The organism is Shewanella sp. NIFS-20-20 (assembly GCF_019209865.1).
Taxonomy (GTDB): Bacteria; Pseudomonadota; Gammaproteobacteria; order Enterobacterales; family Shewanellaceae; genus Shewanella.
Genome location: NZ_JAHUTT010000024.1, coordinates 1 through 19,834, shown reverse-complemented (window position 1 = coordinate 19,834; position 19,834 = coordinate 1). Strand labels below are relative to the sequence as shown.

Annotated in this window: 20 protein-coding genes and 2 tRNA genes; 15 read left to right on the top strand and 7 right to left on the bottom strand. The window is 47.4% G+C overall.

The features are described 5' to 3' along the window. Positions 1-26: 26 nt before the first annotated feature. Both KU855_RS09415 and KU855_RS09410 read right to left on the bottom strand, forming a co-directional pair. On the bottom strand, positions 27-1,163 hold the full coding sequence (locus KU855_RS09415) for a histidinol-phosphate transaminase (RefSeq protein WP_218530043.1): 1,137 nt from the start codon (positions 1,161-1,163) through the stop codon (positions 27-29). A gap of 184 nt (positions 1,164-1,347) precedes the next feature. After that, entirely contained in the window at positions 1,348-1,848 is a 501-nt protein-coding gene (locus tag KU855_RS09410; RefSeq protein WP_218530042.1) for a zinc ribbon-containing protein, read from the bottom strand. 118 nt (positions 1,849-1,966) lie between these two features. Here KU855_RS09410 and leuS point away from each other — a divergent pair, with 118 nt between their 5' ends. From leuS to lipA, 14 genes are all read left to right on the top strand, one after another. After that, positions 1,967-4,546 carry a leucine--tRNA ligase gene (leuS, locus tag KU855_RS09405; RefSeq protein WP_218530041.1) on the top strand — a complete coding sequence of 860 codons (2,580 nt, stop codon included), beginning with the start codon at positions 1,967-1,969 and terminating at the stop codon, positions 4,544-4,546. A 19-nt stretch (positions 4,547-4,565) separates the two neighbouring features. After that, positions 4,566-5,063 carry an LPS assembly lipoprotein LptE gene (lptE, locus tag KU855_RS09400; protein WP_218530040.1) on the top strand — a complete coding sequence of 166 codons (498 nt, stop codon included), beginning with the start codon at positions 4,566-4,568 and terminating at the stop codon, positions 5,061-5,063. Beyond that, on the top strand, positions 5,063-6,082 hold the full coding sequence (gene holA, locus KU855_RS09395) for a DNA polymerase III subunit delta (RefSeq protein WP_218530039.1): 1,020 nt from the start codon (positions 5,063-5,065) through the stop codon (positions 6,080-6,082). Before lptE ends, holA begins: the two co-directional genes overlap by 1 nt. 6 nt (positions 6,083-6,088) lie before the next feature. Beyond that, positions 6,089-6,718 (top strand): nicotinate-nucleotide adenylyltransferase, encoded by a 630-nt coding sequence (gene nadD, locus KU855_RS09390; protein WP_256260962.1) that lies wholly within the window; start codon positions 6,089-6,091, stop codon positions 6,716-6,718. A gap of 103 nt (positions 6,719-6,821) precedes the next feature. Then, positions 6,822-7,148 carry a ribosome silencing factor gene (gene rsfS / locus KU855_RS09385; RefSeq protein ID WP_218530037.1) on the top strand — a complete coding sequence of 109 codons (327 nt, stop codon included), beginning with the start codon at positions 6,822-6,824 and terminating at the stop codon, positions 7,146-7,148. Continuing rightward, complete coding sequence (gene rlmH, locus KU855_RS09380; protein WP_218530036.1) at positions 7,148-7,618, top strand: 23S rRNA (pseudouridine(1915)-N(3))-methyltransferase RlmH; 471 nt, start codon at positions 7,148-7,150, stop codon at positions 7,616-7,618. Before rsfS ends, rlmH begins: the two co-directional genes overlap by 1 nt. A gap of 95 nt (positions 7,619-7,713) precedes the next feature. Next, positions 7,714-9,567, top strand: a complete 1,854-nt coding sequence (mrdA, locus tag KU855_RS09375; protein WP_218530035.1) for a penicillin-binding protein 2 — start codon at positions 7,714-7,716, stop codon at positions 9,565-9,567. After that, a complete protein-coding gene (gene rodA / locus KU855_RS09370; protein ID WP_218530077.1) occupies positions 9,567-10,673 on the top strand; it encodes a rod shape-determining protein RodA in 1,107 nt (368 codons plus the stop codon). The genes mrdA and rodA overlap by 1 nt, the downstream gene beginning before the upstream one ends. Before the next feature lie 11 nt (positions 10,674-10,684). Next, positions 10,685-11,674 carry a lytic murein transglycosylase B gene (gene mltB, locus KU855_RS09365; RefSeq protein ID WP_218530034.1) on the top strand — a complete coding sequence of 330 codons (990 nt, stop codon included), beginning with the start codon at positions 10,685-10,687 and terminating at the stop codon, positions 11,672-11,674. Further along, on the top strand, positions 11,655-12,458 hold the full coding sequence (locus KU855_RS09360; protein WP_218530033.1) for a septal ring lytic transglycosylase RlpA family protein: 804 nt from the start codon (positions 11,655-11,657) through the stop codon (positions 12,456-12,458). The genes mltB and KU855_RS09360 overlap by 20 nt, the downstream gene beginning before the upstream one ends. A 190-nt stretch (positions 12,459-12,648) precedes the next feature. After that, on the top strand, positions 12,649-13,827 hold the full coding sequence (locus tag KU855_RS09355) for a serine hydrolase (RefSeq protein ID WP_218530032.1): 1,179 nt from the start codon (positions 12,649-12,651) through the stop codon (positions 13,825-13,827). A gap of 101 nt (positions 13,828-13,928) precedes the next feature. Beyond that, on the top strand, positions 13,929-14,201 hold the full coding sequence (ybeD, locus tag KU855_RS09350) for a DUF493 family protein YbeD (protein WP_218530031.1): 273 nt from the start codon (positions 13,929-13,931) through the stop codon (positions 14,199-14,201). A gap of 188 nt (positions 14,202-14,389) precedes the next feature. Continuing rightward, positions 14,390-15,064 carry a lipoyl(octanoyl) transferase LipB gene (lipB, locus tag KU855_RS09345; RefSeq protein ID WP_371316345.1) on the top strand — a complete coding sequence of 225 codons (675 nt, stop codon included), beginning with the start codon at positions 14,390-14,392 and terminating at the stop codon, positions 15,062-15,064. After that, a complete protein-coding gene (gene lipA, locus KU855_RS09340) occupies positions 15,061-16,026 on the top strand; it encodes a lipoyl synthase (protein WP_218530030.1) in 966 nt (321 codons plus the stop codon). Before lipB ends, lipA begins: the two co-directional genes overlap by 4 nt. Before the next feature lie 67 nt (positions 16,027-16,093). Here lipA and rimI read toward each other — a convergent pair whose 3' ends face one another. The 3 genes from rimI to KU855_RS09325 all read right to left on the bottom strand — a co-directional run bounded on the left by rimI (position 16,094) and on the right by KU855_RS09325 (position 17,137). Further along, entirely contained in the window at positions 16,094-16,537 is a 444-nt protein-coding gene (gene rimI / locus KU855_RS09335; RefSeq protein WP_218530029.1) for a ribosomal protein S18-alanine N-acetyltransferase, read from the bottom strand. Further along, positions 16,530-16,940: a hypothetical protein gene (locus tag KU855_RS09330; protein ID WP_218530028.1), complete on the bottom strand. Its 411-nt coding sequence runs from the start codon at positions 16,938-16,940 to the stop codon at positions 16,530-16,532. Before KU855_RS09330 ends, rimI begins: the two co-directional genes overlap by 8 nt. A gap of 120 nt (positions 16,941-17,060) precedes the next feature. Continuing rightward, positions 17,061-17,137: transfer RNA gene (locus KU855_RS09325), tRNA-Trp, on the bottom strand. A 160-nt stretch (positions 17,138-17,297) separates the two neighbouring features. On the opposite strand from KU855_RS09325, the gene KU855_RS09320 reads away from it, so the two are divergent. Next, entirely contained in the window at positions 17,298-17,933 is a 636-nt protein-coding gene (locus KU855_RS09320; protein ID WP_218530027.1) for a hypothetical protein, read from the top strand. A gap of 139 nt (positions 17,934-18,072) precedes the next feature. Here KU855_RS09320 and KU855_RS09315 read toward each other — a convergent pair whose 3' ends face one another. Both KU855_RS09315 and KU855_RS09310 read right to left on the bottom strand, forming a co-directional pair. Next, entirely contained in the window at positions 18,073-18,837 is a 765-nt protein-coding gene (locus KU855_RS09315; protein WP_218530026.1) for a hypothetical protein, read from the bottom strand. An 872-nt stretch (positions 18,838-19,709) separates the two neighbouring features. After that, positions 19,710-19,786, bottom strand: a tRNA-Asp gene (locus KU855_RS09310). Positions 19,787-19,834 lie beyond the last annotated feature (48 nt).

Sequence of the window (19,834 nt, the reverse complement as noted above, 5' to 3'; positions counted from 1 at the left end):
CTGGGTTTAATATCTATGCCACGTCCTTAGATCCAACCTTGTTGACGAAAATGTATCAAAGTCTGACAAAACAACTGCATTTGTGCAGGAGTGCCTAAGGTTAAGCGATTCCAACCATTGGTATGGTTAAACTGGCGCCCCACTAAAATTCCCGCCTGTTGCATACGTTGTTGATAAACGTCGGTATCACCATTAACCCAGTGAAAGATAAAGTTAGCATTACAATCCAGATAGTCGAGCCCTAAAGCCGTGAGTGTTGTCGTCACTAATGCCAGAGCTTGACGTTGCGCCCTTTTGCTGGCGGTTAACCAAGCCTCATCGTTAAGGGCGGCGGTAGCGGCGACACATCCGGCCAAATTGGCATTATCAATACTGGCTTGCGCTGCCATGGCGCTAATCATCTGCGGATGTCCGACGCCATACCCCACTCTCAGGCCGGCGAGCCCATAAATTTTGGAGAAAGTGCGAGCCACCACAACGTGAGGATTGCCGGCGCTCACCGTGTGAATTGCTGATACAAATAACTCACTATCAACATACTCAGCGTAAGCTTCATCCACAATAAATTGCAGTGCTGGGGAAGCTTCGCTCAACCAAGCTTGTAATGGTCCACTGGCCATCAGCAAACTCGTGGGGTTATTTGGATTGCATAAGTAAACAATCGATGGGCCATCGTAGTCAGCGACTAAGGCTTGCATTGAGTCGATATCGATTTGCATGGCGGCGGTTAACGGTACCGCCATGACCTTAATCCCTCGCGCTGCGGCATAATCAGCGACAACCCCATAACTAGGATCTGGCATGATTAGTTGCGCATCCGCCGTTGCCATAGCATCCACTGCCATCTTTAAAATTTCAGATGAACCATTACCGTAGATAAGTTGCTCATGAGCCAACTCATGGTGCTTTGCAATGGCTGTCATCAACGCCTCTTTGGCTGCATCTGGGTATAAGAATGCGTGAGGTAACTGCTGTTGTAACGCCTGCATACTGCTGGCTGGCACTCCCAAGCTATTCTCATTAAAGTTGAGCCGAAGTGGCTCAGCCCCGATTGCCGCCTGCGAGGGGTCGAAACGGGCTCCCCCAAGCGATTGACAACCCGTCATCGCCAACAAGCCAACTGCACTACCTGCCCCTAAAAATGACCGCCGTGTTAATTTCATTTCCACCACCATGAATAATTATTTATATACATACAATAATTATTCAAGAGCAACTTTCTAGTCATCAATTATGTATCTGCGAAGGCGATCACTTAATTCACTTATCTTTCATGATGTTGATTAATTTGCAGCCAAAAAAAACATGCCATTGGCATGTTTTTTTACTCATAATTCATTCAGCAAATTAAGGTGTTAATGCTTCACGAATAAAGTCGCCTTGATCACACGCGGGGCAATCAGGAATGGCACCGGCAAATTCGATATGCATTTTATGACCGCAATGGGTGCAGGTTAAGGTGCCTTGGCTGATAATGTCACCACTATGATACTCACCGTGCTGTCTAAAATCTTGGTTAAGCTCATGCCACTCAACCTGACTCCTGTCGGTAATTTCACTTAACCAATGCCACAAGGTATTTTCCATCGCGATTAATGTCGGGCTATAACTAAGCTCGTCGGCGTGTTGCTCGTTCAAAAACGCAATAATGTCACGTTTGAGGAAATGCTCTACCAAGGTCAACTCTTCGCTGTCAGCGATTTGTTTCAGTTTTAGATAATCTGATCCTCGAGTGACTGAGGCCATTAAATCTTTGGTAGTGAGTTGATTATTAGCGCCAAAATCGGCCTTAACCTTGTCAATCAGCGTTTGATATAAGGTTAACATCTGTGAACTTCTCTCACTCATGTTGAATACTCCTTCATTGGAACCTTTTTAATACAACGCATCTGGTTTATTCTATGCAGATCCACACGCGCAGATACAGCGCGAGATCAAAAAAAGGCGGCATGGCCGGTAAATATTAATGCAAGAGCAATATAATCCCTCAGAAATCGAGACCTTAGTGCAACAGCATTGGGCCGATAACAAAACATTTGAAGTCACTGAAGATAACACCAAGGAAAAGTACTATTGCCTTTCCATGTTCCCTTATCCCTCAGGACGCCTCCATATGGGCCATGTGCGTAACTACACCATAGGTGATGTCGTTGCTCGCTACCAGAGACTGCAAGGAAAAAATGTTCTGCAACCTATTGGTTGGGACTCTTTTGGCTTGCCAGCTGAAAACGCGGCCATTAACAACAAAACCGCGCCGGCTCCATGGACCTATGAAAACATCGATTACATGAAAAACCAGCTAAAAATGCTGGGTTTCGGTTACGACTGGAGCCGTGAAATCGCCACTTGCACCCCTGAATACTATCGCTGGGAACAGTGGTTCTTCACTAAGTTATACGACAAAGGCTTAGTCTACAAAAAAACCTCGGCGGTTAACTGGTGTCCCAACGATCAAACCGTATTAGCTAATGAGCAAGTACAAGACGGTTGTTGCTGGCGCTGTGATACTAAGGTTGAGCAAAAAGAAATTCCGCAGTGGTTTATTAAAATCACCGCCTATGCTGACGAGTTACTGTCTGAGTTAGATAACTTAGACGGCTGGCCTGAACAAGTTAAATCCATGCAACGTCATTGGATTGGTCGCAGTGAAGGTATCGAGATGACCTTCCAAGTGGCTGATAGCGATCAGAGCTTTGATATTTATACCACTCGTCCAGACACTGTGATGGGTGTGACTTATGTGGCGATTGCCGCCGGCCACCCTCTGGCAGAGCAAGCGGCTATCAACAACCCAGTGTTGGCTCAATTTATCGAAGATTGTAAAGAGTCTTCAACCGCCGAAGCCGATATTGCCACCATGGAAAAACTCGGTGTCGATACCGGTCTTAAAGCCATTCATCCATTAACCGGTGAATTAGTCCCGGTGTGGGCTGCTAACTTTGTGTTGATGAACTACGGTACTGGCGCGGTGATGTCAGTGCCAGGTCACGATCAGCGTGATTATGAATTTGCCACCAAGTATGGTCTAGACATCAAGGCAGTTATCAAGCCAGCCGATGGTGACGTGGATATTAGCCAAGCTGCTTACACTGAAAAAGGCGTGTTATTTAACTCATCTGAATTCGATGGATTAGATTTCCAAGCCGCATTTGATGCGATTGATGCCAAGCTCTCGGCCCAAGGCAAAGGTAAACGTCAGGTGAACTTCCGTCTTCGTGACTGGGGTGTATCACGTCAGCGTTACTGGGGTGCTCCTATCCCTATGGTAACACTCGAAGATGGCACTGTGATGCCAACGCCAGAAGATCAACTGCCAGTGATCCTGCCAGAAGACGTGGTGATGGACGGGATCCAAAGCCCAATCAAGGCCGATAAAGCCTGGGCTCAGACCACTGTCAATGGCCAAGCAGCACTGCGCGAAACAGATACCTTCGATACCTTTATGGAATCATCTTGGTATTACGCCCGTTACTGTAGCCCACATGCCGATCAAATGATTGATCCGGCCAAGGCTAACTACTGGCTGCCAGTGGATCAGTATATTGGCGGTATCGAACACGCCTGTATGCACTTGCTCTACTTCCGCTTCTTCCACAAGCTATTGCGTGATGCTGGACTGGTAAATAGCAACGAGCCTGCCAAGCAATTGCTGACGCAAGGCATGGTGCTGGCCGACGCCTTCTACTACACCAATGACAAAGGTGGCCGTGTGTGGGTTTCCCCACTTGAAGTCAGCGTGCTTGAGAAAGACGACAAGGGTCGCATTGTGAAATGTGTCGACCAACAAGGCCATGAGCTGGTGTATACCGGCATGAGCAAGATGTCTAAGTCAAAGAACAATGGTATTGATCCGCAAATGATGGTGGAGAAATACGGTGCTGATACCGTCCGTTTGTTTATGATGTTTGCCTCTCCACCTGAGTTAACTCTTGAGTGGCAAGAATCTGGCGTGGAAGGTGCTCATCGCTTTATTAAGCGTTTGTGGAAACTGGCCAATGACCATATCGCCTTAGGGGCTACCGAGGCTTTAGATATCGCCAGCTTAAATTCTGACCAAAAAGCCCTTCGCCGTGAATTACATAAGACCATTGCTAAAGTCAGTGATGATATTAGCCGTCGTCAGATGTTTAATACCGCAGTGGCCTCGGTGATGGAATTGATGAATCATCTGCAAAAAGCGCCGATGACAACGGCACAAGATCGAGCCTTAATGGAAGAAGCCTTATCGGCCGTCGTGCGCTTATTGTATCCAATCACCCCTCACTTAAGCTTCCAATTATGGCAGCAGCTAGGCAATGAAGGTGAAATTGAAGATTCTCGTTGGCCAGAAGTGGACGATAAAGCCTTAGTTGAAGACAGCAAGCTTATCGTGGTGCAGGTCAATGGCAAGGTTCGTGCAAAAATCACCGTCGCTGCTGATGCCGATAAAGACACAGTCGAAGCGCAAGGCATGGCCGATGAACACGTAATTAAGCATCTGGAAGGCTTAACCGTGCGCAAAGTCATTTTCGTGCCTGGCAAGTTGTTAAGCATTGTTGCTAATTGATAAAAGGATACGACGCTCAATGAAGTTAACTCAACGGATAAGTAGCGTCGTACTGGCACTGGTCGTGATGACCAGTGCCGGTTGCGGCTTCCATTTGCAAGGCAGTTACTTTATTCCTGATTCATTGTCGACGCTGCACTTAAGCTCAAGCGATGAATACAGTGAACTGACTCGACTCGTGCGCGAACGACTCAGGCTGAATAATGTCACCTTAACGGAGGCTGCTGCCGATGTTCCGACCTTAAGGCTTATCAATGACAGTCTGGAGCGGGCTACCTTATCACTTTACCCCACAGGTAATGTGGCGGAATATGAGCTGATTTATCAGGTCAACTTTTCAGTGCGATTCGATAAGCAAGCGGCCAAAGTGTTCGATGTGGTCATTCGACGTGATTACTTAGATGACCCGCGCACGGCACTGGCAAAAAGCAAAGAAATGGAACTGTTACTCAAAGAAATGCGCATACAGGCCGCCGATAAAATCATCCAAACCTTATCGACGGTAGAAACCAACTAATGCGGGTATACCCTGAACAACTGGCTGGCCAACTTTCCCCCTTGGCCAGCTGTTATCTTATCTTTGGTGATGATCCTTGGTTAATTGGCCAATGTCGTCAACAAATTTTGCAAGCCGCCAAAGCCCAGGGCTTTGATGAACATATCCAACTGGTGCAAGAAGGCCAATTCCAGTGGGCTCAGTTGCAGCAAGAATGGCAAAGTTTAAGCTTATTCTCCAGCCGCCGCATTATCGAGATCACCCTGCCTCAAGCCAAACCCGGCACCGATGGCAGTCAGTGTTTTCAGCAGTTATTGGCTGAACCCAACCCCGATTTGATCTTGATAGTACAAGGTCCCAAACTCAGCAGCGATCAAACCAAAAGCAAATGGTTTAAGCGCTTAGATAGCAGCGGAGTCTATCTTCCTTGCCAAACGCCAGAGGGCCAACAATTCAATCGCTGGCTCACTAATCGCATTAAGCATTATCAATTACACTTGGCGCCGGACGCCTCGATGTTATTGGCCTATTTGTATGAGGGCAACTTGCTGGCTTGCGACCAGGCATTGCAGTTGTTGCAATTACTCCACGATAGCGCCCCTATTCCCGCAGAAAAATTACATCAATATTTCGATGATCAATCCCGTTTTAGTGTCTTTCAGCTCACCGATGCCTTATTAGATAATCACACCGATAAAGCCATGCATATGCTGGCTCAGCTCAAAGCGGAAGGCATTGCCATGCCGATTTTATTATGGGGATTATTGCGAGAACTGACCTTACTGCTAGCCCTAAAGCAACCTGGGGTCGATCAGCGCCAAGTGTTTAACCAGCATCGGGTGTGGGATAAACGCCAACAAGCTTATCGCCAAGCATTATCGCGCTTGAGCTTAGCCCAAATTGAAACCATGCTGGCCATGACCTCAAAAGTGGAATTAGCCTTAAAACAACAAGGGCATGAAGACTGGATATTGTTTGCCCACATTTGTTTACTGTTTAACCCGCAGGCGCACCTCACTATTCCCGCGCTTACTGATTAAGAGGTGATGGTGAGAATTGCACTACTGGGCGGGACATTCGACCCCATTCATCTCGGCCATATACATTTGGCACTCGCGGCTAAACAGCAACTCGCCGTTGATGAGGTGTGGCTACTTCCTAATGCTACCCCACCCCATAAACCGCAACCAAAGGCCAGCAATCAGCACCGGTTGGCTATGCTGAGCTTGGCCTGTGAACAATGGCCGGCACTGCAAGTCTGCGATATCGAATTGAAACAAACAGGCCCGAATTACACCCATCAAACCCTGCAAGCCTTGCATGGTGCTTACCCCCAGCACCAATGGGTATTTTTAATGGGCATGGACAGCTTAGTAAATTTACCCAGTTGGAAAGCTTGGGATAAGTTATTGGAGCTAACCCACATAGGCGTTTGCCAACGTCCTGGGTGGGCCTTAACCCCAAGCGCAGACATCTATGATTATTATCACCATCATTTAGTCACTCAAGCGCAGTTATGGCACACACCACAAGGAAAATTTACGCCTTGCGAGATGCCCGCCATGGCCGTTTCATCCTCAGATATTCGCCAACAAATCGCCTCCCAGCGCAGTCAAGAACATCAGCTGCCACTTACGGTACAAGCCTATATCGAGGCAAATCAGCTGTATCGATAAGCTTAGCGACATCGCCCCTCAGGCAGCGAAGATTGGCCATATATTTGCCGTACGTTACTTGCTATAATCCACGGCTATTTTATACATTCAGAGGAACGCTTAGGTGCAAAGTGAGCAACTAAAGCAATTTGTATTCGACAAAGTCGATGATTTAAAAGCAAAAGATATCCAAGTTTTTGATGTATCTGCACATTCAAATATTACCGACACCATGATCATCTGTTCTGGCACATCCAAGACTCACGTCCGTGCGATTGCTGAAAACTTGGTTGTTGAAGCTAAAAATGCCGACATCACCATTATTGGTGTAGAAGGCCGCGATGGCAGTGAATGGGTTTTGGTTGATTTAGGCGAAGTGATTTTGCATGTCATGCAAGAGCAGACTCGCGAGTTCTACCAACTTGAGAAACTCTGGCAAGATTTCGCTTAATGAAGTTACAACTGATTGCCGTCGGCACCAAAATGCCTGATTGGGTCACCCGTGGATTTGAAGAATACCAACGCCGCTTTCCCCGTGATATGCCGCTGGAGTTAATAGAGATCCCTGCGGGTAAACGTGGAAAGAATGCAGATATTGCCAGAATTTTACACAAGGAAGGCGAACAAACCTTAGCCGTCATCCCGAAAGGCAATCATATTGTGACCCTAGATCTTCCTGGTAAGACATGGGACACCCCCACGCTTGCATCACAAATGCAAAAATGGCAACTCGATGGTCGAGATGTCAGTCTACTGATAGGTGGTCCAGAAGGGCTTGCGCCGGAATGCAAAGCCGCGGCAAATCAAAGTTGGTGTTTATCAGCACTGACCTTACCGCACCCTCTGGTCAGAATTGTCGTAGCAGAAAGCTTATATCGCGCATGGAGCGTGAACAATAACCACCCCTATCATAGGGAATAAATATCTAGGCTGATGGAACCTTTCCTGTCAGCCTAGGTCTATTAGCCGCCGGATACGCGGCTTCTATTGACAAAATTTCCAAGGAGATAGCATTAGTGTCGCTAAGAAAGCGCATTACCATGCACGATCATGCTGCCGAAGCATCTCTTTTTAAACGGCGAGCATTGTTCACTTTTGTCTGCGTGATAGCATTATTATCCCTGTTATTCGCCAATCTCTATCACCTACAAATATCGTCTTATAAAGACTATACCACGCGCTCGAATGACAACCGCATTCGTGTCGTGCCGGTGGCACCTAGTCGTGGCCTGATCTATGACAGGCATGGTCAATTATTGGCCGAAAACCGGCCATTTTACACTCTCGAAGTGATCCCAGAGAAAGCCACTAACCTCGATCAGAGCCTAATCGAGTTAAGTAGCCTAATTGCCTTAAGTGAAGATGAGCACGAAGACTTTTTTAAAACGCTTAAATATCACCGCCGGTTCAAACCCTTAGCATTAAAAAATCGCCTGACGGAAGAAGAAGTGGCTATTTTTAGTGTCAATCAGCATAAGTTCCCTGGGTTTTACGTGGATGCTGGCCTTAAGCGCTATTACCCCTACGCCGATCTCTTAACTCATGCCTTAGGTTATGTCGGCAAAATTAACCCTAGAGATAGGGAAATGTTAGAGCGCAACGACCAATGGCAACATTATGCCGCGACCAGAGATATCGGTAAACAAGGGGTCGAAAAATTCTATGAATCCCTGCTGCATGGTAAGCCAGGTCACTTAGAAGAAGAAGTCAACAATCGTGGTCGCGCCATTCGCACCTTAGCGACCACGGCGCCTGAGCCAGGTAAAGATATCGTCTTGACGCTCGATTTAGATTTACAGCGTAAAGCGGTGGAATTACTCGCCGGCAGGCGAGGCTCTGTGGTGGCGATAGATCCCCGTGACGGCGGAATTTTAGCCTTGGTATCGAGCCCAAGTTATGATCCCAATGCGTTTGTGCATGGGATCAGCTCTAAAGCCTATAGCCAATTATTAAATGACAAGTCTCGGCCGCTAATTAATCGCGCGACCCAAGGTCAATATGCCCCGGCCTCCACCATCAAACCTATGATGGCGCTCTTGGGGTTAGAGGAAAATGTCATCAATGAAAAAACTCGCATTTGGGACCCTGGGTTTTGGCAAATCCCGGGCGTAGAACATAAATATCGCGACTGGAAGCGCTGGGGCCATGGTTGGGTCGATGTCTACCACTCCATCATCGATTCTTGTGATACCTTCTTTTACGATATGGCTTACAAAGTCGGGATCGACAAGATCTCTAATTTTATGGAACCCTTTGGATTTGGTACCACCACCGGCATCGATATTTATGAAGAAGCCGAAGGAAACATGCCATCCAAAGATTGGAAGCGCCTCAAATATAATCAACCATGGTACATTGGCGACACCATTTCGATTGGGATTGGCCAAGGCTATTGGACCACCACGCCCTTGCAGTTAGCCAATGCAACCGCCATCGTGGCGAATAAGGGCACTCGCTACAACCCGCACTTACTCAAGGCGCTCAAAGATGAAAATATCACTTTAGATACACCCATCGAAGAGCTGCCACCGATTGTACTGAAAAACAGTAAGCATTGGGATATCGTCAACGAAGCCATGCGCCAAACAGCCAATAAGAGCCGTTTTACCGATGCCAAATACTCTGCTGCCATGAAAACCGGTACAGCGCAAGTATTTACCGTGGCACAAGATGCTGAATACGATAAAGACTCTCTCGATGAACGCTTGCGGGATAATGCCTTGATTGTGGCATATGCCCCCTACGAAAACCCGCGCATTGTGCTCGCGGTGGTGTTAGAAAATGCCGGCTTTGGCGGCGCGAATGCCGGTCCTGTGGCGCGCGCTTTATTAGATGAATACATATTACGGGATGACTGGAAAAGCCAATGATGAGTCAACACCCACATAAAATGACCTTTTGGCAGCGGTTGCATATCGATATGCCGTTACTGTTAGGAATTCTATCCATTTTTGCCTTTGGCTTATTTGTGATTTATTCCGCCAGTGGTGCCAATTTGGCCATGATGGATCGGCAACTATTTCGTATGGGTTTATCCCTAGTGGTGATGCTGATCGTTGCGCAAATCAATCCGGAAGTACTCAAACGCTGGGCCTTACCGATTTATCTTATTGGTATTGCCCTGCTAATTGGGGTGCATTTTTTCGGTGAGATTAATAAAGGCGCTCAACGCTGGCTCAATTTAGGCTTTATGGAATTTCAACCATCAGAATTGATGAAACTCGCCTTCCCGATCATGATGGCTTGGTACATCAGTCAATACCCTCTGCCACCGAAAAAACGCTATCTTGCCGGCGGCATAATGATTTTATTAATTCCAACCTTATTGATCGCCAGTCAACCGGATCTTGGCACATCGATTTTAGTGGCAGCATCGGGGGTATTTGTCCTGTTTTTAGCTGGCATGAGTTGGACCATTGTTGGCGGAGCCATTGCCGCGGTATTAATGTTTTTACCGATTTTGTGGTATTTCTTGATGCACGATTATCAACGTACGCGGGTGATGACCCTACTCGATCCCGAGAAAGATCCGCTCGGGGCCGGCTATCATATTATTCAATCTAAGATTGCCATTGGCTCAGGCGGATTTTGGGGCAAAGGCTGGCTTGAAGGCACCCAATCACAGTTAGAGTTTTTACCCGAACGTCATACCGACTTTATTTTTGCGGTGATTGGTGAAGAGTTCGGCATGATAGGCACCATATTCTTACTGGCCATGTACATCTATATTATTGCTCGAGGGCTCATCATTGCTGCGCGCGCGCAAACCAGTTTTGCACGACTGCTCGCGGGTTCAATCACCTTAACCTTCTTCGTCTATGTGTTTGTCAACATTGGCATGGTATCAGGAATTTTGCCCGTAGTTGGCGTGCCATTACCCTTGATCAGTTATGGGGGTACCTCAATGCTCACCCTAATGATAGGCTTTGGTATTCTGATGAGCATTCACACCCATAGACGCTTTGTCGACAGATAAAAGGACATTACATGACTATTCGCATCGCGCCATGGTTATTGGCCGCCGGTCTCTTTACGCAACTGCCCGTTTCGGCAGAAGTCAGTCAACTGCAATTGCAGCAAGAATTTATTCAAACCCAGCAGCAACAGGGATTTAGTCACGAAGAAACCTTAGACTTCCTTAGCGCCGCGACCTTTAATCAAGAAGTACTCGATGCGATTTCTCGTCCATGGGAAGCCAAACCTTGGTATCAGTATTACCCAATCTTCTTAACTGACAAACGCCTGCAAGCCGGCATAGACTTCTGGCAACAACACGCCGCCATTATCGACAAGGCCAGCAAGCAATTTGGGGTTGAGCCACAAATTATTGTGGCCATTATTGGGATTGAAACTTTTTACGGTCAATTTATGGGCAAATACCCAGTCAGGGATGCCCTGTTTACCTTAGGCTTTTATTATCCACCGCGTGCCGACTTCTTTCGCAAAGAATTTGGCCAGTTACAGCAGCTAGTCAAAGAAGAGCGCTTAGAGTCAGCACAACTGCTCGGCTCCTATGCTGGCGCCATGGGATTTGGCCAATTTATTCCTTCAAGCTATCGCCACTATGCGGTCGATTTTGATGGTGATGGCCAACGCGATCTACTCAATAACCCCAGCGATGCTATCGGCAGTGTCGCTAACTATTTCCATCAACATGGCTGGCAAATGGGAGCCGACATTGCATTGCCCCTGCAGCAAACGGAAGCGCAAGCGATCGATGTGACCCCATGGGCAGGCGAGCGACTCACATTAAGCGTGGCAGATATTTTAACGCCCCCATTAGCCCTGTTACACAGCCAAGATCTAGATGTCAGCCAAAAAGCGATGTTAATCGCGCTTGAACAGTCACAACAGACAGATTATTGGCTGGGCTTAAAAAACTTTTACGTGATAACTCGTTATAATCGAAGTCCCTTATACGCCATGGCTGTCTACCAATTCAGTGAACAACTTAACCATGCCTATCAAACTCGTTAAGCCCGTGCGGCTATTTCCCTATGCATTACTGCTACTGACATTAGCCTTAGGCGGATGTAGCAGTAATCAACGTTATAAAATGAAAGATGACAAGGCGCCAGTCACCGCGCCCGATGTCTCGCAAGTGGAAGATGCTCACGCTCGCTACGAGCCTTATAGCCGTCAAGCCAACGGCACATACACAGTCCTTGGCGGCACGTATCAGGTTTTGCCCACAGCCAAAGGCTATCAGGAGCAAGGTACGGCCTCTTGGTATGGCGCCAAGTTTCATGGTCACTTGACCTCTAATGGTGAAATCTATGACATGTACTCGATGTCAGCCGCCCATAAAACCTTACCTATCCCAAGTTTTGCTAAGGTCACCAACCTTGCCAATAATAAACAGGTCATTGTCAGAGTGAATGATCGCGGCCCATTTCACGGTGGCCGGATCATCGACTTATCCTACGCCGCGGCTTATCGACTCGATATGCTGAAATCTGGCACGGCCAATGTGAGCGTAGAAGCGCTGCATTTCGAGAGCCCGCAATCGGCAGCGTTGGCGCAACTGCAACACCCTCCTGAGCCACATTACATTCAAATTAGTGCTGCCAAAGATAAGCAAAAGCTAATAACGTTGGGCGAGTCATTATCAAGCTCTAAGGGGCTCAAATACCGTTTACAAACCGCTGGCAACCTCCACCGTTTGCAGCTTGGGCCCATTGATAACGCCATGCTCGCCGACAAATTGTTGCAACAACTTAAGCAGCAAGGTTATCCCAATAGCTACCTAGTTAAAGACTGAGTATTTATTCATGGTGAGCTAAGGCAGGGAACCTATACTAAAAATCTTTGTCCACTAGTGGTATACTGCGCAAGCCTAAAACTCTTGCAATGGAATGAGTGGCTCCCAATTTCGAGCGATAATGCCGAGTCGTTATCGCAACTAGGTCAACACCTGACAGTTGTCAAAAACCAAAAGAACCGTCTTACCGATGAAGAATTTAGTGATAAAACCAATTAAAGCGTTACTGTTATTTACCAGCATCACTGTTGCGGCCCAAGCCAACAATGCCCCAATGGTCATTCCTGATGCCCCAGATGTCGCTGCCAAAGCGTATATTTTAATGGATTACAATACCGGTAAAGTGATTGCCGAAAACAATGCATATGAAAGCTTAAATCCTGCCAGCTTAACCAAGATGATGACCAGTTATGTCATTGGCCACGAAGTCAAAGTCGGTAACGTCAATCTCGATGACGAGGTCACTATTTCTAAAAATGCTTGGGCCAAAAACTTCCCTGACTCATCAAAAATGTTTATCGAAGTCGGCACGAAGGTCAAAGTGTCAGAATTAAATAAAGGCATCATTATTCAGTCAGGCAACGATGCGTGTGTCGCCATGGCGGAGCACATCGCCGGCACTGAAGACGCTTTTGTTGATTTGATGAATTCGTGGGCTAAGCAGTTAGGCATGCAAGACAGCCACTTTGAAAACTCCCATGGTTTAGACTCAGATCAGCATAAAACCACCGCGTATGATATGGCGTTATTAGGGGCTGCCTTAATCCGTGATGTGCCCGATGAATATCGCGTCTATAGCGAAAAATCATTCACATATAACGGCATCAAACAATATAACCGCAACGGTTTATTGTGGGATAAAAGCCTCAACGTTGACGGCATCAAAACCGGTCATACCTCAGGGGCGGGTTTTAACTTAGTTAGCTCGGCCACTAAAGATGGCATGCGTTTAATTGCGGTTGTTATGGGCACAGGTAGTGAAGCCGCGCGCAAAGCGGAAAGTAAAAAATTACTGAACTATGGCTTCCGTTTCTTTGAAACCGTGACACCTTATCACGCGGGAGATACCTTTGTTGAACAGCCTATTTGGTACGGCGATAAGCCACAAATCAAATTAGGGGTGTTGACTGATACTCCCATCACCATTAATCGTGGTCAGGGCAAAAACCTGCAAGCTAATTTTGAATTAACTCAGCCACTCGAAGCGCCCATCATGAAAGGCACCACCGTAGGCCGCGTATACTTCCAATTGGATGGCAAAGATATTGCACAATTCCCATTGGTGGCACTGGAAGATGTTCAGGAAGGCAGTTGGTTCAGTAAGCTGATGGATTATTTCAAACAAATGTTTGCCAGCTGGTTCAACTAACAATAACGCCACCGCAAGGTGGCGTTTTATTTAGGTGGGTACGCTTGAAAATTACCAGTTAACCACCATATTTACCCCATCAGTATTTAAGGGAGTTTCCCATGTCAGATTTAGACACACGTTTTGATGAATTAATGGAGTTTCCTAACTCGTTTCCGTTTAAAGTGGTTGGTAGTGCCAGTGACACATTAGCCGATCGTGTCGTTGCCGTAGTGCAACGTCATGTTCCCGGTGACTATGCCCCGACCACCAATATTTCCAGTAAAGGGACCTATTACTCCATCACCATTCGTGTCATGGTGCAAGATAAACCACAAATTGAAGCCTTATATTCTGAGCTTGCCGCCATCGAAGGCGTCAAACGAGTTCTGTAATTAGCTCATTTGTCGGGCGGATCTTACTAGATAAGATTCGCCTTTTTTATAAGCTCTGATTGCGACAGATAACAGCAGCCATTTTGACTGATGTGATCTCTGTTACATTTATTCCCCCTCGCGTATAATGTTCACACATTAAGTTTAAAGAGGTCTCGTCCGTGTCAACCGAGCTTAACACCGCAGACATTGCAAGCTGTTTGCATGTACGCCATCTAGGTAACATGGATTACCAAACCGTCTGGCATGCGATGCAACACTATACCGATCATCGCAACCCACAAAGCCAAGACGAATTATGGCTCGTTGAACACCCGCCGGTGTTTACTCAGGGCCAAGCAGGTAAAAGCGAACACATTTTAGCGCCAGGCGATATTCCGGTGATCCAAGTCGACCGGGGTGGCCAAGTCACTTATCACGGTCCGGGGCAATTAGTTGCCTACCCGTTGTTAGACATTAAGCGCAAAAAGATAGGGGTCAGACAATTAGTCAGCGCCATAGAAGATAGCATCATTGCGATGTTGAGCCCGTTTGACATTCACGCTTATGCTAAGGCGGATGCGCCTGGCGTTTATGTTGGTGATGGCAAAATTGCCTCGTTAGGACTACGCATTCGCAAAGGCTGCTCATTTCACGGACTCGCGCTCAATGTCAATATGGACTTATCGCCATTTCAACGGATTAACCCTTGTGGTTATGCCGGAATGGAAATGGTGCAATGTCAGGCGCTTGATGGGCCGCAATCAGTCGAACAGGCTGGCGCGGCGCTCACCGAGGCCTTAGCCCAACAATTAGCGTATACCCAAGTAATTCATCACCACGGATTATCCACTGCCAGTACCGAGGAAGCATCTCATTCATGAATAGGCCAGAACGATTACAGCCAGGAGTTAAACTCCGCGATGCTGACAAAGTTGCACGAATTCCAGTTAAAGTAGTCCCGTCTGAAAAAGAGACCATGCTACGTAAACCCGACTGGTTACGGGTGAAATTGCCAGCCTCAAATCAACGCATTAACGATATTAAACAAGCGCTTCGCAATAATGGCTTACATTCGGTATGTGAAGAGGCCTCTTGCCCTAATTTGGCCGAGTGCTTTAACCATGGCACCGCCACCTTTATGATTTTGGGAGCCATCTGTACCCGTCGCTGCCCTTTTTGCGATGTGGCACATGGTCGCCCGCTGAAACCTGATAGCGAAGAGCCAAAAAAATTGGCAAAAACCATCGCTGATATGAAGCTCAAATATGTGGTGATCACTTCTGTGGATCGCGACGATTTACGTGATGGTGGCGCCCAGCATTTTGCCGACTGTATCCGTGAAATCCGCGTACTGAATCCCCACATCAAAATTGAGATTTTAGTGCCTGATTTCCGTGGTCGGATTGACGCCGCCTTAGATATCCTCGCCAATGAGCCGCCCGATGTGTTTAATCACAACTTAGAAACGGCTCCAGCGCATTACCGCAAGGCCCGCCCAGGCGCGAATTATCAATGGTCACTGGATTTACTCAAGCGCTTTAAAGCACGCCACCCTGAAATCCCGACAAAATCTGGGATCATGCTGGGGCTAGGTGAAAGCAATGAAGAAATCGTTCAGGTCTTAAAAGACTTGCGATCCCATGACGTCAACATGCTGACGTTAGGCCAGTATCTACAACCGTCTAAGTTCCACTTGCCGGTTGAGCGCTATGTTACTCCCGCCGAATTTGCTGAGTTCAAGCAAATCGCCGATGATTTAGGCTTCAGTCATGCGGCGTGTGGTCCTTTGGTACGCTCAAGCTACCATGCCGATCTGCAAGCTCAAGGTAAAGAAGTTAAATAAGCGTGATGACTTGATAAAAAACGCCGTAGCCCACAAGCTCCGGCGTTTTTTTGGCTGCATTCAGCGCTCAATCAATGCGCCAATCCATTAAAATGGCATCCTCTCGACCTTGAGGCGTTTGATAATAATTGGGCCGCTTTCCCGTCTGTTCAAAGCCAAATTTTTGGTAGAGTCGCTGCGCACCTAGATTCGATGCCTTAACCTCTAGCATGATCACCACGGCATTGGCCTGCTTGGCCGCTTGCTGACTATCTTGCAGTAACTGACAGCCAATGCCTTGGCCTTGATATGCAGGCGCAACACAAATATCAAGGAGTGTGACTTCATCGATAATTTGCTGACAAATACAAAATCCCACTAACTCATCGACCACCCTTATTCCAGAGACTCGATATAAAGCGCCAAAACACCCCTGTAAGCTAGTTTCGCTCAACGGATAATCTAACTGTTGCGCTATCGACGCCATCGCGCTGATATCGCTAAGAGAGAGGCCAGTTAGTTGCCTAGTCATGCTGGTTTTCCTGCGCCGCTAAATACTGCCATACACATATCCATAATTGTCGTTTAGTTGCCACTTCCGTCAGTTGCCCAAGGCTATCAAGCGCTAAGGAATGGATAATTCCGTTGTCTTGGCCGCTTAAATCCCATAGCAATCCTTGACCTTCAGATAACTCCGACTGCACCGCACAGCGTGTCGGAGTCAGGTTAAGCAGTTGCAACACCGCTTGCATAAGGGCATGTTCAAGTAACTTTACGCCGTCAAATGAGTCAGCAACCTTGATAACCAATTGCGCTTGTCCTGCATGCTTCACCCTCGCAGCATCTCGCCTAGTTTCACCCAGTAATTGGCGGCCAAGTGGATTCAGTCGCAAGGGGGTCATACCCATCGCCTGTAATTGAGCACGTTGTGACATGATAGCTACCCATCGTTAAAACTAACGTCAGTTTACCCTGATATCAGTCGTTGCAGAAGTCTGAGCATATTTGAGATACAAAAAAGGCCATTCATTGCTGAATGGCCTTTCTCGAGAATTTGGCAGGGGTGGCAGGACTCGAACCCGCAACCATCGGTTTTGGAGACCGCTGTTCTACCAATTGGAACTACACCCCTGTTGACGTGGTGCATTATGCGTAAACAGCTGTTAAAGGTAAAGTACTTTTTCAAGCTTATTGGTTTGACTGCGGATTTTTCAAGCAAGACGTCGATAATTGCGGCACAGAGGCGTATGATTGTTCAATGTACCCCCACTTGCTGGACGTAGGAGCAAGGTATGTCGATAGATGACAGCCAACATGTGAGTCGGAAAAACACAATAAATTCTGGGTTGTTACTCGGTTTATCCTTAATGACCACCAATATTTACGCCGATCCTCAGAGCATGGTGCAAGCGCTAGCTGGTCACTGGCAAGGAAACACTCAGTACGCCCAAAGCCAACCCACCGAGGTCAACACCCAGGTCACGGCAACACTCACCCCTGACAATAGCATCTTGACCTTGAGCATCACCTATAACGTTGACGACATTTCAAGCTATGCCATAAAAGTCATGAGCGTTAACAACGACTCTCAGCAACTCTATTCCAGCTATTTTCATGACAATACCGCCACCTTAGTCCTGGCTGAGATCATAGACAACCAAAGCATGATAAACGCCCTACCGCGTGAACAAGCGTCCTTAAGCAACCACTTGCCTTTTAGCAATGACAGTAATCAATCGCAAAAATTGAATCTCCAATATCAAGGCGAATATCAACAACGTCCAGTGCGCTATCTCGAACAATGGCAATTATCATCCTCGCTATTTATCAACCGCACTTGGCTGTGCTATCAAGATGAAGACAGTTGCCAATACATCCCCTTAAGCACCAGTAAACTTCAACGCGTCGATAGCAATGCCTTTGAGTGAACCACAATCCGGCGTTGCAAAAATTACACTAGCACGGCGTGTTTGTCGCGTGAACTTAACGCTATTTACCCCGCGCCATATTGCAAGCGCAAATGCATGCCACTGCAGCTATAGCGACTGCCAAGCGATGTACTCTCCATCAGAACTTACCGTTATCATTGTGCCATTGGCTTAGCGGCGGTACCGTTTCTGTTGTATCCCAATGCTCAACGATGATCCCTCCACTAATCCGGAAGAGATCATAAAAAGAAGTATGCGCCCCACCTAAGTATCCCTCACACACTGACAATACAAAGTTACCCTCTGCAAGCACCCGATGCCGTGTCTCGTAACAGATACTGAGATCCCCGTTTTCATCCAAAGCTTGCAGTGCATGAGTCAGCGCTTCCAGTCCGTCAGTTAGGCGTGGATTATGCTCGATGTAACTCGGCGAGATAAACCTTGGCAGCTGCTGATATTGCCTAGCGATCAGGGCGCTATCGATGAATTCAATGATTAAGCGTCTATTGGTTTCTGTACTAACCCAATCACTAACCTCAACCGTGCCATCCACCATTGAACGCCCCGAAGCATTAGGGCCGCGGCTCGGTTGAATATTATCCCAGTGTTCGACAGTTAGATCGCCTTCAAAGCGAAACACCTCAAATCCGACTCTCAAGGTGTTGAAATCGTATTCTGTGTGGCCAAACACGAAATCGCCATCAGAAAAGAGCCGAACAATCTTCACCCGTGGTGATGTTTGAGCCAGACGCTTAAACAGACTCGCTAAACCTTCTCGACCTTCGTGGGTTTGCGGGTTGTGTTGGATGTATTTGTCAGGATCCACCACAGCCACCGATTGCTGATCACCGGTTTCAATCCCCTTGAGCAAGCTATGGATTGCCGCTTTGCGTTGTGTGGTCACATTACTCTCCTTCCGTGTTGTTAACACAGCTGTTGAAATAGTGGCTAAATTAGATTGGATAGCATTGAACATGAACTAATCGTTAATCGAACTGACCGCTTAAATTGGCTCACAAAACTACTATTGCAATAAGATACCCTACGATAAGCAATGCATTCGGCCAAGTTAAATAGCTTACGCTTGCCCCAATCAGTGCAGCGAATCCGTGGAGGATCTGTGGCACCCATGGAATTAGTTGCACTTAGCCTTATACGGCCTAAACCACTAGCGGCTAACATCGCAGCCATAGGCTTCGTCTGCGAACTAAACTCAGGACATCCAAATAATTGTGATGTATTGTTGCGCCGACAGAAACACCCTACAGACATTAGCAAGCGCAGAGCAAACGTCCAAACCCCATGCGAACTGAGCGATTAAGCAGGGATGCTGTTGGACGGGACGGCTGCGATATTTAAACACATAAAATCACAGACACGAAAAAGCCCTAACATTGCTGTTAGGGCTTATCGTAATGTTGGCGGGCGAGTATCGCGGAGCGATGCGCTCACGAGCGAGAGGCTTGGATGCCGAACTAGGCTGTTAAGCAAGGACGCTGTTGGACGGGAGTCAACGGGGACGCCTAGTTGCGCACGGCCAGTGCCGCGACCTGGAGTCCGCAGGGCTCCGTCGCGGGAAATAACACGCAAAAAGCCCCATCCGAAGATGAGGCTTTTCACTTAAGTTTGTGGGCGAGTGTGGCGCAGCCACAAGCTTATGAGCGCGAAGCTTTAGCGTAGCTGGGGCGGATTTATCCGCGACGCCACAACATCAAATGCAAATGTTGTATAAACGAAAAAAGCCTCTGCATTACTGCAGAGGCTTTCATCTTAAGTTGGCGGAGCGGACGGGACTCGAACCCGCGACCCCCGGCGTGACAGGCCGGTATTCTAACCAACTGAACTACCGCTCCTTTAGACCGAAGTCTAAATTCTTTTATCGTCGCTAGCGTGTCATGGCT